Annotated in this window: 13 protein-coding genes and 3 tRNA genes; 9 read left to right on the forward strand and 7 right to left on the reverse strand. The window is 49.3% G+C overall.

Features of this window, described 5'->3' with window-relative positions; translation table 11 throughout:
• Window positions 1–52: 52 nt before the first annotated feature.
• The 3 genes from HMPREF9439_RS09040 to HMPREF9439_RS09050 all read right to left on the reverse strand — a co-directional run bounded on the left by HMPREF9439_RS09040 (window position 53) and on the right by HMPREF9439_RS09050 (window position 4,107).
• Entirely contained in the window at window positions 53–805 is a 753-nt protein-coding gene (locus HMPREF9439_RS09040; protein WP_008812006.1) for an S-methyl-5'-thioinosine phosphorylase, read from the reverse strand.
• Window positions 798–2,852: an NAD-dependent DNA ligase LigA gene (ligA, locus tag HMPREF9439_RS09045; protein WP_008812005.1), complete on the reverse strand. Its 2,055-nt coding sequence runs from the start codon at window positions 2,850–2,852 to the stop codon at window positions 798–800. Before ligA ends, HMPREF9439_RS09040 begins: the two co-directional genes overlap by 8 nt.
• A gap of 91 nt (window positions 2,853–2,943) precedes the next feature.
• Window positions 2,944–4,107: a hypothetical protein gene (locus HMPREF9439_RS09050; RefSeq protein ID WP_008864588.1), complete on the reverse strand. Its 1,164-nt coding sequence runs from the start codon at window positions 4,105–4,107 to the stop codon at window positions 2,944–2,946.
• 219 nt (window positions 4,108–4,326) lie between these two features.
• Between HMPREF9439_RS09050 and queF the strand changes: the two genes are divergently transcribed.
• The 6 genes from queF to HMPREF9439_RS09080 all read left to right on the forward strand — a co-directional run bounded on the left by queF (window position 4,327) and on the right by HMPREF9439_RS09080 (window position 10,932).
• Entirely contained in the window at window positions 4,327–4,746 is a 420-nt protein-coding gene (gene queF, locus HMPREF9439_RS09055) for a preQ(1) synthase (protein ID WP_008812003.1), read from the forward strand.
• Window positions 4,747–4,883: 137 nt separating this feature from the next.
• On the forward strand, window positions 4,884–6,074 hold the full coding sequence (dapC, locus tag HMPREF9439_RS09060; RefSeq protein WP_008812002.1) for a succinyldiaminopimelate transaminase: 1,191 nt from the start codon (window positions 4,884–4,886) through the stop codon (window positions 6,072–6,074).
• Window positions 6,071–6,883 carry a 2,3,4,5-tetrahydropyridine-2,6-dicarboxylate N-succinyltransferase gene (dapD, locus tag HMPREF9439_RS09065; RefSeq protein WP_217176404.1) on the forward strand — a complete coding sequence of 271 codons (813 nt, stop codon included), beginning with the start codon at window positions 6,071–6,073 and terminating at the stop codon, window positions 6,881–6,883. The genes dapC and dapD overlap by 4 nt, the downstream gene beginning before the upstream one ends.
• 102 nt (window positions 6,884–6,985) lie before the next feature.
• Window positions 6,986–8,131: a succinyl-diaminopimelate desuccinylase gene (gene dapE / locus HMPREF9439_RS09070; protein ID WP_008812000.1), complete on the forward strand. Its 1,146-nt coding sequence runs from the start codon at window positions 6,986–6,988 to the stop codon at window positions 8,129–8,131.
• A complete protein-coding gene (gene prmB / locus HMPREF9439_RS09075) occupies window positions 8,118–9,017 on the forward strand; it encodes a 50S ribosomal protein L3 N(5)-glutamine methyltransferase (protein ID WP_008864590.1) in 900 nt (299 codons plus the stop codon). Before dapE ends, prmB begins: the two co-directional genes overlap by 14 nt.
• The gene (locus tag HMPREF9439_RS09080; protein ID WP_008864591.1) at window positions 9,010–10,932 is read left to right on the forward strand and encodes an ABC-F family ATP-binding cassette domain-containing protein; all 1,923 of its coding nucleotides are present in this window, start codon (window positions 9,010–9,012) and stop codon (window positions 10,930–10,932) included. Before prmB ends, HMPREF9439_RS09080 begins: the two co-directional genes overlap by 8 nt.
• Here HMPREF9439_RS09080 and HMPREF9439_RS09085 read toward each other — a convergent pair.
• On the reverse strand, window positions 10,907–11,329 hold the full coding sequence (locus HMPREF9439_RS09085) for a DUF1178 family protein (RefSeq protein WP_008811997.1): 423 nt from the start codon (window positions 11,327–11,329) through the stop codon (window positions 10,907–10,909). The two genes, HMPREF9439_RS09080 and HMPREF9439_RS09085, sit on opposite strands and share 26 nt — an antisense overlap.
• Before the next feature lie 231 nt (window positions 11,330–11,560).
• On the opposite strand from HMPREF9439_RS09085, the gene HMPREF9439_RS09090 reads away from it, so the two are divergent.
• A tRNA-Gly gene (locus HMPREF9439_RS09090) sits at window positions 11,561–11,636 on the forward strand.
• A 36-nt stretch (window positions 11,637–11,672) separates the two neighbouring features.
• Window positions 11,673–11,748, forward strand: a tRNA-Gly gene (locus HMPREF9439_RS09095).
• Window positions 11,749–11,859: 111 nt separating this feature from the next.
• Here HMPREF9439_RS09095 and HMPREF9439_RS09100 read toward each other — a convergent pair.
• Window positions 11,860–13,386, reverse strand: a complete 1,527-nt coding sequence (locus tag HMPREF9439_RS09100) for a helicase HerA-like domain-containing protein (protein ID WP_008864593.1) — start codon at window positions 13,384–13,386, stop codon at window positions 11,860–11,862.
• Window positions 13,387–13,563: 177 nt separating this feature from the next.
• Here HMPREF9439_RS09100 and HMPREF9439_RS09105 point away from each other — a divergent pair.
• Window positions 13,564–13,640: transfer RNA gene (locus HMPREF9439_RS09105), tRNA-Arg, on the forward strand.
• A 134-nt stretch (window positions 13,641–13,774) separates the two neighbouring features.
• On the opposite strand, the gene HMPREF9439_RS09110 is transcribed toward HMPREF9439_RS09105, so the two are convergent.
• Entirely contained in the window at window positions 13,775–14,284 is a 510-nt protein-coding gene (locus HMPREF9439_RS09110; protein ID WP_008811995.1) for a hypothetical protein, read from the reverse strand.
• 1,205 nt (window positions 14,285–15,489) lie between these two features.
• A complete protein-coding gene (locus HMPREF9439_RS09125; protein ID WP_008864597.1) occupies window positions 15,490–16,536 on the reverse strand; it encodes a porin in 1,047 nt (348 codons plus the stop codon).
• Between the last annotated feature and the right edge of the window lie 339 nt (window positions 16,537–16,875).

A 16,875-nucleotide genomic window follows, 5' to 3' on the forward strand; every position in this document is an offset into this window, starting at 1 on the left:
GTCCTTCTCAGGACTTTTGCAACATCCCCTTTTGCTTTAGTCAACAAAAGTTCTAATCAGCCAATGAGCGGAATGTGGCAAGAGCTAAATTCACACTTTCCTTTGTCGCCTTAGTCAGGGCTTCCTTCGTATCGTCAAGCACGATGCCTTTTTCAGAGGCTCCGCGGCCGGCTGCAGTATTGACTATCTGGCAAATCGCTGCGTACTTGAGATTTAACTCTCTAGCCAAGCATGACTCGGGCATCAGTGTCATACCGACATAGTGACCGCCGTCATTATCGATGCGATCAACTTCGGCCGCCGTTTCGAGTCTCGGACCTTGAGTGCAGGCGTAAGTACCGCCGTCAATAATCGGAAGATCCAGCTCCTCAGAAGCATCAACAATTGCTTCTCTCAAATCCATATCAAACGGATAAGTGAAGTCAATGAAGTTAATGAACTTCTCTTTGCCGGTGTTGTAGCTGGTTTCTCTGCCCCAGGTATAGTCAATGATCTGATCGGGTACGGCAATCGCACCGATATCATCTTCAGGCAAAACAGCGCCGACGGAAGCCAATGCGATCACGGCTTTGGGCTCGAACTGTGAAAGAGCCCAAATGTTGGCGCGATAGTTAATCATGTGCGGCGGCTTCTTCTCAGTCGTCCCGTGCCGAGATAAAAATACGATGTTCAGTCCGTCAATCACTCCACGGCAAATTTCGACCGGCTCTTTACCGTAGGGAGTGTCAATTTTCTCAATGACCTTGCCTTCTAAAAGAGACAACTGGTCCAAACCGCTTCCGCCGATCAACGCAAAATTAGCCATCCGCCTTTACTCCTTGATTGATCATTTTGAATAACTCAGGTTCGTCTATGATATTAACGCCTAAAGCCTCGGCTTTGGCGAGTTTGGATCCCGCAGATTCGCCGGCCAAAACATAACTCGTCTTCTTAGAGACCGATCCGCTTACCTTTCCGCCCGCTTTACGAATAATATCGCTGGCCTCGTCTCTGGAAAGCGTTGGTAGTGTGCCGGTCAGAACGAATGTCAAACCGTTCAGCGGAAGTTCCTGGCCACTCGTGCCCGTACCCTCTTCCCACACGACGCCGCGATCCATCAGGTCATTGATCACCGCGATGTTCGCCGGTTCGGCAAAGAAGTGCAGAATGTTTTCCGCGCCCGACGGACCGATGTCTTCAACTTCCTGCAGCTGTTCTAACGAAGCCTCTTCCAGCGGTTTTAAAGCACCGAAGTGCGATGCTAAATTCCTCGCCGTAGCCTCTCCGACTTCCGGAATGCTGATGGCGTACAAGAAACGTTCAAGCGTGGTCTTCTTGGAAGCTTCAATAGAGGCGACAAGTTTCTCGGCAGATTTTTGTCCCATACGGTCCAGACCGACGAGCTTGTCGACGGTCAAACGGTAAATATCCGCAACCGTAGTAACCAAATCATGTTCAATCAGCTGTTCGGCCAATTTTTCCCCGATACCGTCAATGCCCATGGCTTTGCGGCTGACAAAGTGGAGAATGCTTTGGGCTCGCTGAGCGCGGCAGAAAAGACCGCCGCTGCAGTGGCGATCCTTTTCTCCGTCTTCTTTATAAGCGTGAGAACCGCAGACCGGACAGAATTCCGGCATCACGAAATCTCTGGCGTCTTTCGGCCTAAGCTCGGGAATTACTCGGACGATCTCGGGGATAACGTCGCCGGCACGATGGACAACGACCGTGTCTCCGATCTTTATACCCATGTTCTGTAGGAATTCTTCGTTGTGCAGAGAAACATTGCTGATGGTGGTTCCGCCGACAAACACGGGCTTGAGGCGAGCGACGGGCGTAAGTTTGCCGGTGCGTCCGACTTGAACGGTAATATCCAAAACCTGCGTTTGAACTTCTTCCGGCGGATATTTATGGGCCACGGCCCAGCGAGGTTCTCTGGAGACGAATCCCAGCTGTTTCTGGCGGGCAAAACTATTGACTTTGTAGACCACGCCGTCAATATCAAACGGCAAATCGTGACGAATACGAGCGACTTCTAAATGGAATGCCTCAAGTTGTTCCGGTGTTTGCACGACGATCCGATTGCTGATCACCGGGAAGCCTTTAGATTTCAAATAATCAAGCAGTCCCGACTGGGTATCGGCCGGCATCTCGCTCACTTCGCCGTAGCCGTAGGCATAAAAGTTCAGATTGCGTTTCGCCGTCAGGGCCGAGTCCAGCTGGCGGAGACTGCCGGCTGCTGCATTACGAGGGTTGGCAAAAAGCTTCGCTCCGACCGCTTCCTGCTCTTCATTAAGCTTGCGGAACACTTCCTTGTGCATGATCACCTCGCCGCGGACTTCAAAAATCTTCGGGAAGCCATCGACCTTTAAAGGAAGCGTCTTAATCGTTTTGACGTTCGCTGTAACGTCTTCACCGGTGTAGCCGTCTCCGCGGGTCGCGGCCTGAACAAGAACGCCGTCCTCATAACGCAAGTTAATGGCCAGCCCGTCGAATTTCAATTCGCAGTCATAATCAATCGTCTGATCGGGCGTCAGTTCAAGTTCTCTTCTTACGCGGGCGTCAAAATCATAAGCGCCTTGAGCAGTGTAGTCCGTTTCGGTATGAATGGAGAGCATCGGCACGGCATGCGTGACTTTTTTCAGTTCGCTCTGGACGGTTGCACCGACGCGCTCCGTCGGTGAAACCGGACTTTTGAACTGAGGATATTCTTTTTCCAGTCGCGCCAGTTCTTGGAACAACGAGTCATAGATCTCGTCAGACACCGTCGGAGCATTGTCGATGTAATAAGCCTTGTTGTGCTTTTCAAGCTCCTCGGCCAGTTTCTCCATTCGGAGTTTAACTGCCTCTAATTTTTTCTTGTCTTGCTCTTCCATTTCGTACCTGAACCAAATAAAAACATCGGGTTCCTTACTGTACTCGCTGGGAATCCGATGTTTGAATCAGAATGATAAATTTGGGATCTTTTTAATCGAGAAGCTGATGTGCCCTAACGCTGCCCGGCTCGATATTGTTCTCACGCATCTGCTTATAGAAGCGGTCGAGTTCCTGCTTCAGCAGAGACACCGTGGCGCCCGAGATTTCACATCCCTTAGGATCCACAATCTTGGCATCAAACACGGCCGCAAAAGCGTTGGCAGCCGTCATCAGCAGACGCAGGGGATCGCTTTCAGGAGCGATCAGCGGAACGTTCAGAGAAATCGCAATATTTCTGTCGTCCAGCCAGCGAAGTTCGATCGTGCCCTTACGGTTGCCCTGACGTTTGCCGTTTTTATCCAAAACCAGCTCACCCAGCTTTTCATAATGCGTCATGCTTCTGCGCTTTAAGCCCAAGAGCATCGTTTCTTTTTCGAAATCATCGATAGAAACCGGTTCTAAAGGACGCAGCAGAAGCGTGATCTGCACGCCGAAATTCTTGATAAGTGCGTTGAGCTGATCCGTATGGTTGTTCAGCAGCTGCATTTCCTTCATTTCTGAAGTGCCGTCCAAGTTCATTTCCATACGCAGGAAAACCAGCTGATACAGATTCGATAGGGACACCTGGTCGAAAGAAGCTTTACCGGAAGCCAGCTGAATATAGAAGGCAATTGCCGAGAACATGCCGATCGCATCCGGCACGAACCAGCGGTTGCTGTTGGCTTCCAGCGCCAAGATGCGCAGCAGACCTCTCGGAGCATTTTCCATTGCCGTTTTAACGAACGGTGCGAGCTGGCTACCGGTTACCGGCTTCTTGAAGGTAATGCGAACGAGTTCCGTGACAAAGGGATCATATTTAGGCAGACCGCTGTCATCAATCTCTTCCAATACCGGAGAAGTTTCAACGGGCTCCTCTTCCTCTTCGGTTTCTTTCAGGAGAACCTCCTGAACTTCCTCGATCGTCTCTTCTGGTGACTGAGACTCAGACTGCGGTTCTTCAGCAGGAGGTGAGGTCTTCTTAATCTCGTCGACTTTAATGTCGCCGGAATTGATCAAATCCTCGCCGAAAATCGGCTCCTGAGGAATCCTCGGAGGTGTTTTATCTTCGACTTTCTCATGACTTGACGTCTCTTTGATTCGAAGCCAATACCAAACGCCGACGCCGCCAACCGCAAGGATCAGGACTATCGTTACCCCCATTCCAACCATATTCATCTTTCTTTAGCTAAATCCTAAACCTGCGGTTGTGTTCTCCGCAGGCTACTACTCAAGTCTCAATATTCTACAGGCTTATGAAGAAAACCACCGTATTACGAACTGATGCAATTTTATTTTTTCCGCGTTACCCACGGCGGTTCAAACCGCTTTGTCTTTCTTTCCGCGACCTTATAATTTATGGCCTCTAATTAAACACATAGCGGAAAAATAATTTTCATGTCTACAGCTCCTTGCAAGAATCTTGAGACTTTCCCGAATCCTCAGCCGAATCGGGATTATTTAATTCACATTGAAATCCCTGAGTTCACGTCGCTTTGCCCGTTAACCGGACAGCCCGACTTCGCCACACTTCTGCTCGACTACATTCCGGACCAGAAGAATGTCGAACTCAAGGCACTGAAACTCTATATGTGGAGTTATCGTCAGGAAGGTGCTTTCCATGAAGCCATCACCAACAAGATCCTGGACGATCTCGTTGCGGCCACTTCCCCTCGTTTCATAAGACTCAAGGCTAAATGGTGGGTCCGCGGCGGCATCTACACGACGGTCGTTGCTGAATACCGTAAAGAAGGCTGGACACCGGTCAAACCGGTTGAACTGCCTGAGTTCGAATCGAACGATCCGACTCGCGGTTAATCCGATTTTTTTCCTCAGCGGCCCGTTTCAACAGGCCGTTGTTTTTTCTGATCTGCATTTCGTAGTTTTCGAGCGCGGCAACTGCTTCTTCGTTCGCTAAAATTTTGTGAATATTCCGACGAAAATGATAAGTTGTTATGAACCCGCTGCTTAATACACTTCAGCCCTATCCCTTTGCCAAACTGCGCAAGCTTCTGGAAGGCGCCAAACTTCCCGAGGATCTCAAACCGATCTCCCTTTCTATCGGCGAGCCGAAACACCCGGCACCCGACACCGTCAAACAAGCCCTCTTCGACCATCAGGCTTTATTTGAAAAGTATCCTCCGACAGGCGGTTATCCTGAGCTGAAAGAGGCGATCGGGAACTGGATTGAAAAACGCTACGGCGTAAAACTCGATCCTGCTTCTCAGATTCTGCCGACCAACGGATCGCGAGAAGCCCTGTTTGCTTTAACGCAGGTTCTGATTGATCCGACCCAAGACCCGGTCGTTGTCATGCCGAATCCTTTCTATCAAATTTACGAAGGAGCCGCGAAATTGGCCGGCGCCCAACCGTATTTTTGCCCGATGACGGCTGAGACAGGCTTTAAACCCAACTACTCTTCCATACCGGAAGATGTCCTCAAACGCACCCAGCTGCTCTTTGTCTGCTCTCCGAACAATCCGACCGGAACGGTTCTGTCATTGGAGGACTGGAGAAAATTGTTTGACCTTTCCGACAAGTACGGTTTTGTGATCGGCAGCGACGAGTGTTATTCGGAAATTTATTTTGACGAGGACAATCCGCCGCTCGGCGCACTGAGCGCTGCCAAACTTCTAGGCAGACCGAACTTCGACCGTCTCATCGTCTTCTCAAGCTTATCCAAGCGTTCTAACATCCCCGGCATGCGTACCGGCTTTGTCGCCGGCGACGAAAAACTGATCAAACCGTTCCTGCTCTACAGAACTTATCACGGCAGCGCCATGGGGGGCGCCGTACAGCACGCCAGCATCGCGGCATGGAATGATGAAGAACATGTGCGGGAAAACAGAAGGTTTTATGTCGAAAAATTTAAGGCCGCCGTTCCTTTGCTGAAACAAGCGCTGGAAGTAGAAATGCCCGATGCAAGTTTTTATTTGTGGGCGAAAACGCCTATAGACGATAAACTCTATGCAAGACGGCTCTATGAGAAAAAAGGCATCACCGTCCTCCCGGGCAGTTTCCTTGGCCGGGAAGTCAACGGTGTTAATCCGGGCTCAGGCTACATTCGCATCGCACTGGTAGCCACCGTACCGGAAGTCACAGAGGCCGCCCAAAGAATTGCAGAATTTGACCCTTTTGAGGAATAACTATGGAAGCATTAAAGCAAATTATTGAACAATCTTTCGGGCTGCGTCCCGAACACTTTCCGCCCGAAGTTCAAAACTCCGTCGATGAAGTGATCAAACTGCTTCAGCAGGGAAAGCTTCGAGTTGCCGAAAAGATTGACGGCGAATGGGTCACCCATGAATGGATCAAAAAAGCCGTTCTTTTGAGCTTCCAGCTTTATCCGAACAAAATGGTCCGCGCCGGCGACCTCTCTTTCTTTGACAAGGTTCCCTCCCGCTTCGATCATTTTTCCGAAGCCGATTGGAAAGAATCCGGCATCCGCTGTGTGCCCACTGCTGTGGCTCGCCACGGCAGCTACATCGCTCCGAGCGTTGTATTGATGCCCTCCTTTGTCAACATCGGCGCCTACATCGGAGAAAACACCATGGTCGATACCTGGTCAACGGTCGGTTCCTGCGCTCAAGTCGGTAAGAACTGCCACCTTTCCGGCGGCGTCGGTATCGGCGGTGTTCTCGAGCCGCTTCAGGCAACCCCGACCATCATCGAGGACAACTGCTTTATCGGTGCCCGCAGCGAAATCGTTGAAGGCGTCATCGTTGAAGAAAACAGCGTGATCTCCATGGGTGTCTTCATCGGACAGAGCACGAAGATTTATGACCGTACCACCGGCGAAATTCATCGCGGCAGAGTACCTGCCGGTTCTGTCGTTGTTCCCGGAAGCTTGCCTTCCGCTGACGGCAAATACAACCTTAACTGCGCGGTCATCGTTAAGCGCGTAGACGCCAAGACGCGTTCGAAGACAAGTATTAACGAACTTCTTCGCGACTAATTTTAAGGGCCTTGAATATTCAAGGCCCTTTGTTTAGAGCCTCTGTCTTTCCTGACAGAGGTCTTCGCATTTCATCTACCTCTGAATTTGAGAATGTTCAGCATGCAGCAAGACCCTCTTGAACTCACGAAAAAAATCATCGCTTGCGAATCCGTGACGCCTTCGGATGCTGGCTCTCTGAAAATCTTTGCCGATCTCCTCTCTCAACACGGCTTCTCTTGTGAGGAAATCAATCGAGGGCAAACTAAAAATCTCTGGGCCAAGTACGGCTCGGGGGCCCCGGTATTTCTCTTTGCCGGTCATGTGGATGTTGTGCCGCCGGGTGCAGACGGCTGGAAGTTTCCTCCGTTTGTGCCAACGGAAGATGAGGGCTTCTTATACGGACGCGGTGCTCAGGACATGAAAACTTCCGACGCCTGTTTTGCGGCTGCCGCTTGTGAATTCGTTTCTAAACATCCCCAATTCAAAGGAACGATTGTCCTGCTGCTCACAAGCGACGAAGAAGGCGACGGCAAAGACGGCACTCAATATGCGCTTCAGGTTTTGTCGGACCGTGAGGTAGCGCCCGATTTCTGTATTGTCGGGGAGCCCAGCTGCACCAGGCTGCTTGGCGACACCATTAAAAACGGGCGCCGCGGCTCTCTAAACGGCAAACTCACCGTTCGAGGCATTCAGGGACACGTCGCGTATCCGAAAAAGGTCAGGAATCCTATTCACAGCGCCGCTCCTCTGCTCGCCGAACTCTCTCAAACCGTCTGGGATGAAGGTCTTCCTCCTTTCCCGGCCACTTCATTCCAAATCAGTAACATCCATGCAGGCACCGGAGCAGTCAATGTGGTTCCGGGTGAATGCGTCATTACCTTCAACATTCGGTACAACCCGAAGCACACCGCGGCGTCACTTGAGAAACAGATCGAAGACATGTGCCGGAAATATGTTTGGGATTTCAAGATTGAATGGCAGGAAAGCGCCTCGCCGTTTTTCTCGGAAAAGCCTTTCTTCAGAAACGAGCTAGCTGAAGCGATAAAGGACGTGACCGGCATCAAACCTGAGTTCTCGACTTCCGGTGGAACCAGCGACGGCAGATTTATTCGACAGTGGTGTCCTGAAGTTGTAGAGTTCGGACCGGTAAACGACCGAATTCATAAAGTCAATGAGCGCATTCCGACAAAGGATATCGCCTGCTTGTCCAAAATTTATTACAGAATACTGGAACGCATTTTTTTAAGTGAACATGATGGAAACTAATACTGAACCGCTTAAAACCATCCGCGACTTCATTCGATACTGCACGACAAGGCTTTATTCCTCTGAAGCTACCTTTAATCACGGCTACCAAAATCCGGAAGAAGAAGCCGCGTTTTTGGTCCTGCGCACACTCCGTATTCCGCTGGAATACGAAGAAAAATTCTTAGACGCCACATTAACCGGTAATGAACGGGAAACAGTACTGAATAACATTTCCCGCCGCTGCGACGACCTCGAACCGACAGCCTACATTACGAAAGAATGGTGGCTCACCGGGTTCCCCTTCTACGTGGACGAAAGAGTCTTGATTCCCCGTAGCTACATTGCCGAGCTGATCGAAAAAAATTTTGACGGTCTTCTCCCTGACCCTGCTCGTATCCACTCCATTTTGGATATGTGCACGGGTTCCGGCTGTTTGGCCATTCTGCTGGCAGAGAAGTTTCCTCAGGCTGAAGTTGATGCCGTCGACATCAGCAGCGACGCTCTAGAAGTGGCTGAAATCAACATCGCCGACTACGAATTCGAAAATCGTGTCTATCCGATTCAAAGCGATTTGTTCGAGAATCTGCAGAACACGAAATACGATCTCATTATTTCGAATCCGCCCTATGTCACGGAAGCTTCCATGGAAGGACTTCCTCAGGAATACCGTTACGAGCCTTCTTTAGCCTTGGTCGCAGGCGCCGACGGCATGGATATCATCGACCGGCTGCTTAAAGAAGTTAAAGCGCACTTAAATGACAACGGTGTTTTAATCGTTGAGCTCGGAGACGGCGCCGAAAACTTCAAGGAACGTTTCCCCAATATTGAGGTCACCTGGCTGCCCACCTCCGGCGGCAAAGATCAAGTCTTCATGATTAAGAAAGAACAGCTTCCCGATGCTTAGACTTCAGAATGTGAGCCTGGTTCGAGGCGTAAGAGTTTTATATAAAAACGTCAATCTCACGACTTCGGACGGAGAAATTATCGGACTAGTCGGACCCAACGGGTCCGGCAAGTCCACGCTTTTCGCCGCAATTCTGGGCGAGCTCTCCACTGAGGACGGCGACATCCTTGCGCCTCCTTTGAACCGCATCTCGCACGTGGCCCAGCGTGTGGTTGAGACCGATCTTCCTGCCTTGGAATACATCCTGGAGGGACACGCTCCTTTGATGGAAGCCAAAGCAGAACTCAAGCGAGCGGAAGAAGCCGGCGATGATATGGCTTATGCACAAGCTGTTGCACACTTGGCCGAAATCAATGAAGGCGCTGTCGTCGCAAAAGCCGAAGAAATTCTCTACGGTTTGGGTTTCAAGCCCAATGACTCTTCGCGCCAGGTCTCAGAGTTTTCTGGCGGTTGGAGAAACCGAATCGCGCTGGCTCGTGCGCTCATGCGTCCGGCCGATTTGCTTCTGTTGGATGAGCCTACCAACCATTTGGACATTGACTCGGTCATCTGGCTCGAAAGTTTCCTGAAGCAGCAGGAAGCCACCGTCATTGTCATTTCTCACGACAGAGAATTCCTGGATCGAATTGCAAAATCCATTTGGTCGGTTGAAGACAACACGATCAATCGGTACGGCGGCAACTACTCACAGTTTGAAGTCACCAGAGCTCAAAAACTCGCGCTTCAGCAAGCCGCCGCTAAAGCCTACGAACGCGCCGCTTCGCACCTCCAGGCCTACATTGATCGATTCCGCTACAAGGCCACGAAAGCTCGTCAGGCTCAGTCACGAATTAAGATGCTGGAAAAACTTCAATCCGTCGAGCCGGTCTTGGCGAAGAACGAATGGAGGTTTTCTTTCCTGCAACCGGAGAAAGTGCCTCAGCATTTAATCACCGCTGAAGGAGTTGCCTGCGGATACGAACCCGACCATCCCATCCTGACTCAAGTTAAGTGCAATATCTCAGCAGGTGCTCGAATCGGTATATTAGGCGTTAACGGCGCCGGTAAGTCGACGCTTGTGAAGACCCTCATCGGTGAGCTTGAGCCTCTAGCCGGAGAAATCCGCTACGGACAAGGCCTGGAGATCGGCTATTTCGCTCAGCATCAGCTCAATGACTTAAGAGATGACGAGTCTCCTCTGCAGCATTTAACGCGCATTGCCCCTCCGAATATGCGCGAACTGGACTTGAGGAACTTCTTAGGCAAATTCCGCTTTTCCGGAGATCAGGCTCTTGCACCGGTCGGTCCCATGTCCGGCGGAGAAAAAGCCCGCCTCTCCCTAGCGCTTATCGCTTGGAACAAACCAAATCTTCTCGTGCTGGACGAACCGACCAATCACCTGGATATGGAAACCCGCGAGGCTCTGACCGTCGCCCTGTCCTCTTATGAAGGCGCCGTCCTCCTCGTCTCTCACGATCGTCATTTGCTCAGAGCCAGCTGCGACGAACTTTGGTTGGTTCGTGACGGCAAGCTCTCTGAATTTGACGGAGATTTGGATGAATATGCCGAAATTGTCTTAAAGGACAAGAAAGCGAGGAATGCGGCACCTGAAGATTCCGGGGCACCTGTTCCGGTGAATCGTAAGGAGCAGCGCCGAAACGAGGCTCAGGAACGTGCACGCATCAGTGCACTGTCTAAACCTCTCAAGAAAGAGCTCAGCAAGATCGAGAAAGAACTCGATTTAGCCAACAAAGAGAAGAGCGCTTTGGATCTCAAACTTGCTGACACTGATTTTTATCAAGGAAATCAGGACGAGGTTGCAGAAGCCTTAAAACGCCACGGCGAACTCTCTTCCAAGATTGACGAACTCGAAGGCCGCTGGCTCGAAATTTCCGAAGAGCTTCAGAACATCAGTTCGTCGAGCGATCTTTCTTAAGCCCAATCTCTAAAACTTCAATTCCTTCATCCCGGAGTTCTGATACCTCTTCCGAGGTCGGAGTTCCGGTGATGAGGCGGTCCGGGGCGTCTCCTCTGTGAATGGAGCGAGCCTCATCGGCAAATCGATCCCCGACAAATTCGCTCTCATCCAAAATCTTTTTGACCGTTTTATAGACGGTATGCATTGCCTCCACGGTATTTTGCGAGACATCCTTTTGTGTAGAAGAAGCCTGGATGTGAGGCGCAGAAAGGGCTCTCGAAATGACATTCGAATTACACACGGGACATGTGAAAAAACCGTTCTTTTTTTGTTCCTCAAAAGCTTCGATGCTGGGCACCATCGCCTCGAACGTATGTCCGTTTTCACAAATAAAATTAAAAACCTTTAATCCCATCTTTATTTGGAAAAGTGAATAGTCCTCGCTTATAGGATAAAAGAAAAGGCGCTGATTTTCCACCGAAAAACATTGGGTTTTTCACCGAACTATTTGAAGTTAAAAGACAAATACGGGGAGAAATCTGCGCCTCTAAAAGCGTGTTCACAAATATAAACATTTCCCTTTCAAAGTAATTTCCTCAACTCGTTTGACAAGTCAAAAAAGCCTCTGTATAGTGCAACTTCTGTCGCGGGAGTAGCTCAGTTGGTAGAGCGCAACCTTGCCAAGGTTGAGGTCGCGAGTTCGAGACTCGTCTCCCGCTCCACACAGTTTCTGAAAATAGTGTAGAATCACGCTCCACGCGGGAGTAGCTCAGTTGGTAGAGCGCAACCTTGCCAAGGTTGAGGTCGCGAGTTCGAGACTCGTCTCCCGCTCCAAATTCTTTTCATCGGTGACCCGCGTTTGCGGATTTTTTTATTTCTGCGCCAAGAAAAGAAATGGCGAAAAACCTTTCGATTCCTCGCCGCCGTCCCTATTCCTTTAGGAAATTATTTCTTGCCTCCTAACAGAGAGCCAAGAATGCCTCTCAGGATTTTTTCTCCGCTTTGGCGAACAACCTTTTCGACAATTCCTTCACGATGGCCGCCCCTAGGTCCTGTAGAGCCTAAAAGGATGTCTTTGGCTTTACTCATCAAAATATCTGTGAAGTCCGGTCCTTCCTGCTCGGCAGCTCCCGGTGCCGCGAGTTTACCCGGCTGAGGAGCTCCGTTGTCTGCAGCAACCGCCGAAGAGCCTCTCTGCTGAAGAACTTCGTAGGCACTGACTCGGTCAATAGCCTTGTCATACACACCTTTCAGCACAGATGCATTTTGGATCGCCTGTCTTTCAGCAAGCGCGATCGGTCCGATCTGGCTTCCCGGGGCGCATACCCAAACTCTTTGCGTAATACCGGGCGTACCGTTGTCATCCAAGAAGCTTACTAAAGCTTCACCGACGCCGAGTTCCTGAATGGCCTGCACCATATCGATTTTCGGATTCGGTCTCATGGTTTCAGCGACCGTACGGACAGCCTTTTGATCGCGAGGCGTAAACGCTCTCAAGGCGTGCTGAACTCGGTTGCCCAATTGACTTAAAACTTTTTCCGGGATATCGGCCGGACTCTGAGTCACAAAGAAGACACCAACGCCTTTAGAACGAATCAAACGAACAACCTGCTCGACTTTATCGATTAAAACTTGAGGAGCGTCGTTAAAGAGCATGTGTGCTTCGTCAAAGAAGAAAACGAGCTTCGGTTTTTCAAGGTCTCCGGCTTCCGGCAGATTTTCATAAAGTTCGCTCAGAATCCACAAAAGGAAAGTTGCATAAAGCATCGGAGACTGCATAAGCTTATCTGCAGCAAGGATGTTTACAACGCCCTTTCCGTCCGATGTCTGCATCAAATCATGGATATTGAGCATCGGTTCACCGAAGAACTTATCTCCGCCCTGATTTTCCAATACCAGCAGACCTCTTTGAATGGCTCCGATAGATGCCATTGAGATGTTGCCGTACTTCGTTCTGAACTGTGCGGCGTTATCGCCCACAAATTGAAGCATAGAGCGCAGATCTTTCAGATCCAACAGCAACAGCCCGTTATCGTCGGCAATCGAAAATACGGCGTTTAAGACGCCTTCCTGAGTATCGTTTAATTGAAGGAGACGGGACAGAAGCAGCGGTCCCATATCACTGATCGTTGCACGAACGGGGAAACCTTCCTGACCGAAGACATCCCAAAACACAACCGGGCAGGCTGACCAATCCAGAGTCGGCAAGTGATGCTTTTCCAAACGCGCTTTCAGCTTGTCTGTCGGCACCGCAGCTTTTGCAATGCCCGACAAGTCACCTTTGATATCCGCAAGGAATACCGGAACGCCTTTCTTGGAGAAAGATTCGGCTAATTTTTGTAAAGAAACTGTTTTTCCGGTTCCTGTTGCACCTGTGATACAGCCGTGGCGGTTAGACATATTGGTCAAAAGGATTTCGTCCTTATAGCCGCTCTGTTCGTCTGTCACGCCGAAAATAATTTGGTTGTCCATTAACTTTCTCCGTTTGGTTAATTTTCGTAAGTTTAGACAAGCTTGCAATAAAACGGAAAAACAAGGCGTCAAATCAAGTTCAAGACAATTTTTACAAATTTGCCCATTCTGCGAAACCCGACTCAAACACAAAATATTTTTTTGTGCTATAGTTCGTTTTCGCTGTTAAACAGCAGTGCGCCAGTAGCTCAGCTGGATAGAGTACCTGGCTACGAACCAGGGGGTCGTGGGTTCGATTCCTGCCTGGCGCGCCACTGATGGTCCAAAATTCGAAAGAATTTCGGACCTTCCTTTTTCTAGTTCCCTCTTCAAAACTCATCGTCAGCTTTATTGTCCGTCCTTCGTTGTTCTTCCGAAGGCTTCCGGCCTCCTTAAGATATTGCAGAATTTAGTGCATCTGGCGGAGGCCGATCTCAGAACAAACAGCCTCCTCTCTAGGATTCTGTTTCCTCTTCGTCTTCGTAATCCCGTTTCTCTTCTGGTTCAGAGCCGGGAACCGAGACACCAAGAGCTTCAAAAAGTCCGCGTTTTTCCCTGCACTTCCTCCGAAATAATAGCCGTCGCAGAATTTGGTCTGTATCACGTTGTTCAAAGAGTCAAGAACTCTGCAGGAGCGGTCGTAATCCGTCGGCAAGCTATCACTCGTTTTACCTCCTTCGAAGTATTTTCTCAGCCTCGCTCTGACGATCATTTCAATAGAGGCCACTAAGAACAGCACAAACGTTTTACCAATGAGCGATTCGTTATCCGAAACACAGTTTCGGACACAGCTCGAGCGGGTTTTGAGCGTGTCTTCTAGAATCCTTCTCTCCTGGTAGGCGCACCATGCTTTTCTAGTGTCGGGTATCTTGTCGCTTACCCGCACTGGATAGCCTTTGTAGCGGAGCCTTTGATCCACTTTCTCATTGCTAATGAGATAGCTGATCGTGTCGCCTTCCTCATGTTTTTCAAATACTTCACCTAATAGCGTTACTTCGTTTTCATCGAGCGCCTCACCGTTGCATATCTTTTCTCGTACGCGATCGATTCTCTCGATAAGCCCCTGCCTAGCGTTCTCAGCAATTAGTCGATTGAAATAGATGTGCCAGTAAAGTACCGCGATTCCTTCGTCTTTTTTGAGGACACCTGTCCCTGTACGAGATCAGGTTCGAAAGTCCAGTTGATCTCTTTCGTTATCTGGAAGACCTTAGTCAACCAATCCATTCGGTTTAAGTCCCGGAGGTTTTCTCTTTCCTCATCAATGAGTTCTTGAGCAAAACTTCCGGGCATCTCGCATTGCACATTGAATAGGAATCCGAGTTTATTTCTCAGGCAGTCTTTGATGTTTTTAGCGTCGCTGTAACCTCTATCTGACACAAAAACAACGTTATTTAGACTCAGCCCGGCATTCCCGGAAATAACTTGTCTGACGGTTTTCACATCGGGAATTTTTCCGTCGAAGGCGCGGTAGAAGAAAGGAATGCCGCTTTCGTAGTCCGCCAGTGCCAGCAGATTAATCAGCGGAAGTTGAGTCCAGAGCCAGCGTTATTTCATCTTTGTCGCCACACTTCTCCTGTTGTTCCTCCTCCCTGACAACTGAGAAGTAAGTTTCTATCTGCTGATTTCTGATCTTTCTAAAGATCCGGCTGATTGAGGAAGGCGACAGAGGATCGCCCCAGGGCAGGCGCGTTACCTAGGCAAACACCTCGTACTTGGAAATGTTGTTGTCCTGGTTGAGAATTATGAAATAGGCAATAGATAAAATCTTGAGGTAGTCCGTCCGTTGTGGAAAAAAACATTTAAGAGCCTCTCCAATAGGCGATTGCGACAAAAGCTTATCCAGTGCCCAAGTGGCTCCGCATGAAGTTGTTTGACCTATTGAGGCTGAGTTAGCGTAGTGCCGCTTTCGTTCAAAGGAGTACAGATATACTCTTCTCCCTTTCTCTCTACCAGGAAGTTTCTAAATTCTGGACGCTCCTGAAGAAAACCCCCGTTAAAACAAATTACGCCATCCTTTTGTCCGCCAAGAACCTTTCCTATTTTTTTGACTCTCCTCTTTTGCTCCGCTTGAGATCTCTGTCCCAAACATTTTTGTAGGTATACACGTAAAAAACGGAACTCGCTTTATTGACCAGAAGCGGAGGTAGTCTCGGATTTGTCATTGAGAGATCTCCTCAGTAATGAGCTTGTATAACACAAAAAATTGAGGATCCCTGACCTAGCCCAAAGATTAAACGAATTGCAGCTTCTCATATAGAAACGAAAAAGGCGGACCCAGTTAAAGCTCACTTTAGTTCCGCCACTGTTATGCATAAGTGCAATGCTTATGACCAAGGAGAATGAAAAATTACTTATCCCAAGACGCTTTGTTAGAAGTAGTGACGCAAGCAAAAACCTGCGCTCCATGTGTTGTAGGCAACTTTGCCGTAACCGGAAGTTATATTTAGCCCCTTTCATGCCCACTGACACAGCACCAAAACCATACAAGGTGCTGCGCTTAGAAAGCGGATATTCGTAAGCAATGCCTCCGGCTAAGCGTTCAAATTTACTTGCACCAAGGAAGCTCTTAACTTCACCGTCTTTCGCCTTGCCATTCATATAGTTGATCACAGCTTTGAACGTTCCGCCGAAAACCGGGAAAGCCCCCGACACGGAAAATGCATGGCTGTTGAAACCTTTTTTAATCATGCCGGAATTAATAGCCGCATCTGTCAGAGTGATATCGAAGTCAGGAAGCAGTCTGGCATGAGTGACGTATTGATATGTGCCGTAAAGCGTGAAGCTGTCAAAGCGATATTGACTGCCGACTGTGAAGATTTGGGTGTCTTTGGATTTCACGTCTCCGGAGTTTGCATTCATCGGAGAGAAATCAACAGCCGAATCGATGACTTCATACATAACGCTTCCTTTTGCTCTTTCCGAACCATAGGTCAAACCTGCGCCGTATGTATGAGTGTTTTTTGACCATTTATTAGTGTCATCGTACAAACCATTGGAGTACATAGCGTGGAACTTGACACCACCGAATTCCGGAGAAACGTAAACAACGGCATTATTGGTAAAAGGCGTTGTAACGTAAATGCTTGTCAGGCCGGCTTCGTTATAGCTTTTTCCTATCGTTGCGCCGTCCAGAATCGTGTAAGTACCATCGGCACTAGAAAGACCGCCCATACGAGCAGCTGCTAATTCACCCTTTTCTTCTTGAATTTAGAAGACAGGTTCCGGCTTTTCTTTGTTTCACTTCTGACTTCAAGCGGTTATTCTTTTCCGTCTAAGCACGAAAGCAATCATGTTCCCCTGCCGTTCATGCTGAAAAGACGTGAAGTGGAACAAGTTAATTACGCCGGTAAAGTTTCCTTGGATAAGATTTTTGCTAAGTGGTACAGAAACAAGTGGCTGTTGAAAAAGGACGAGACGTTGTTATCGGAGACATCGAACCTCTATCCAATCTACCTTTGGGCCTTAGCGCACTAAACGAAGGTTCTTAAACCTCGCCGGTTTCCAACATGC

The sequence above is a fragment of the Parasutterella excrementihominis YIT 11859 genome (assembly GCF_000205025.1).
In the GTDB taxonomy this organism is placed as follows: domain Bacteria; phylum Pseudomonadota; class Gammaproteobacteria; order Burkholderiales; family Burkholderiaceae_F; genus Parasutterella; species Parasutterella excrementihominis.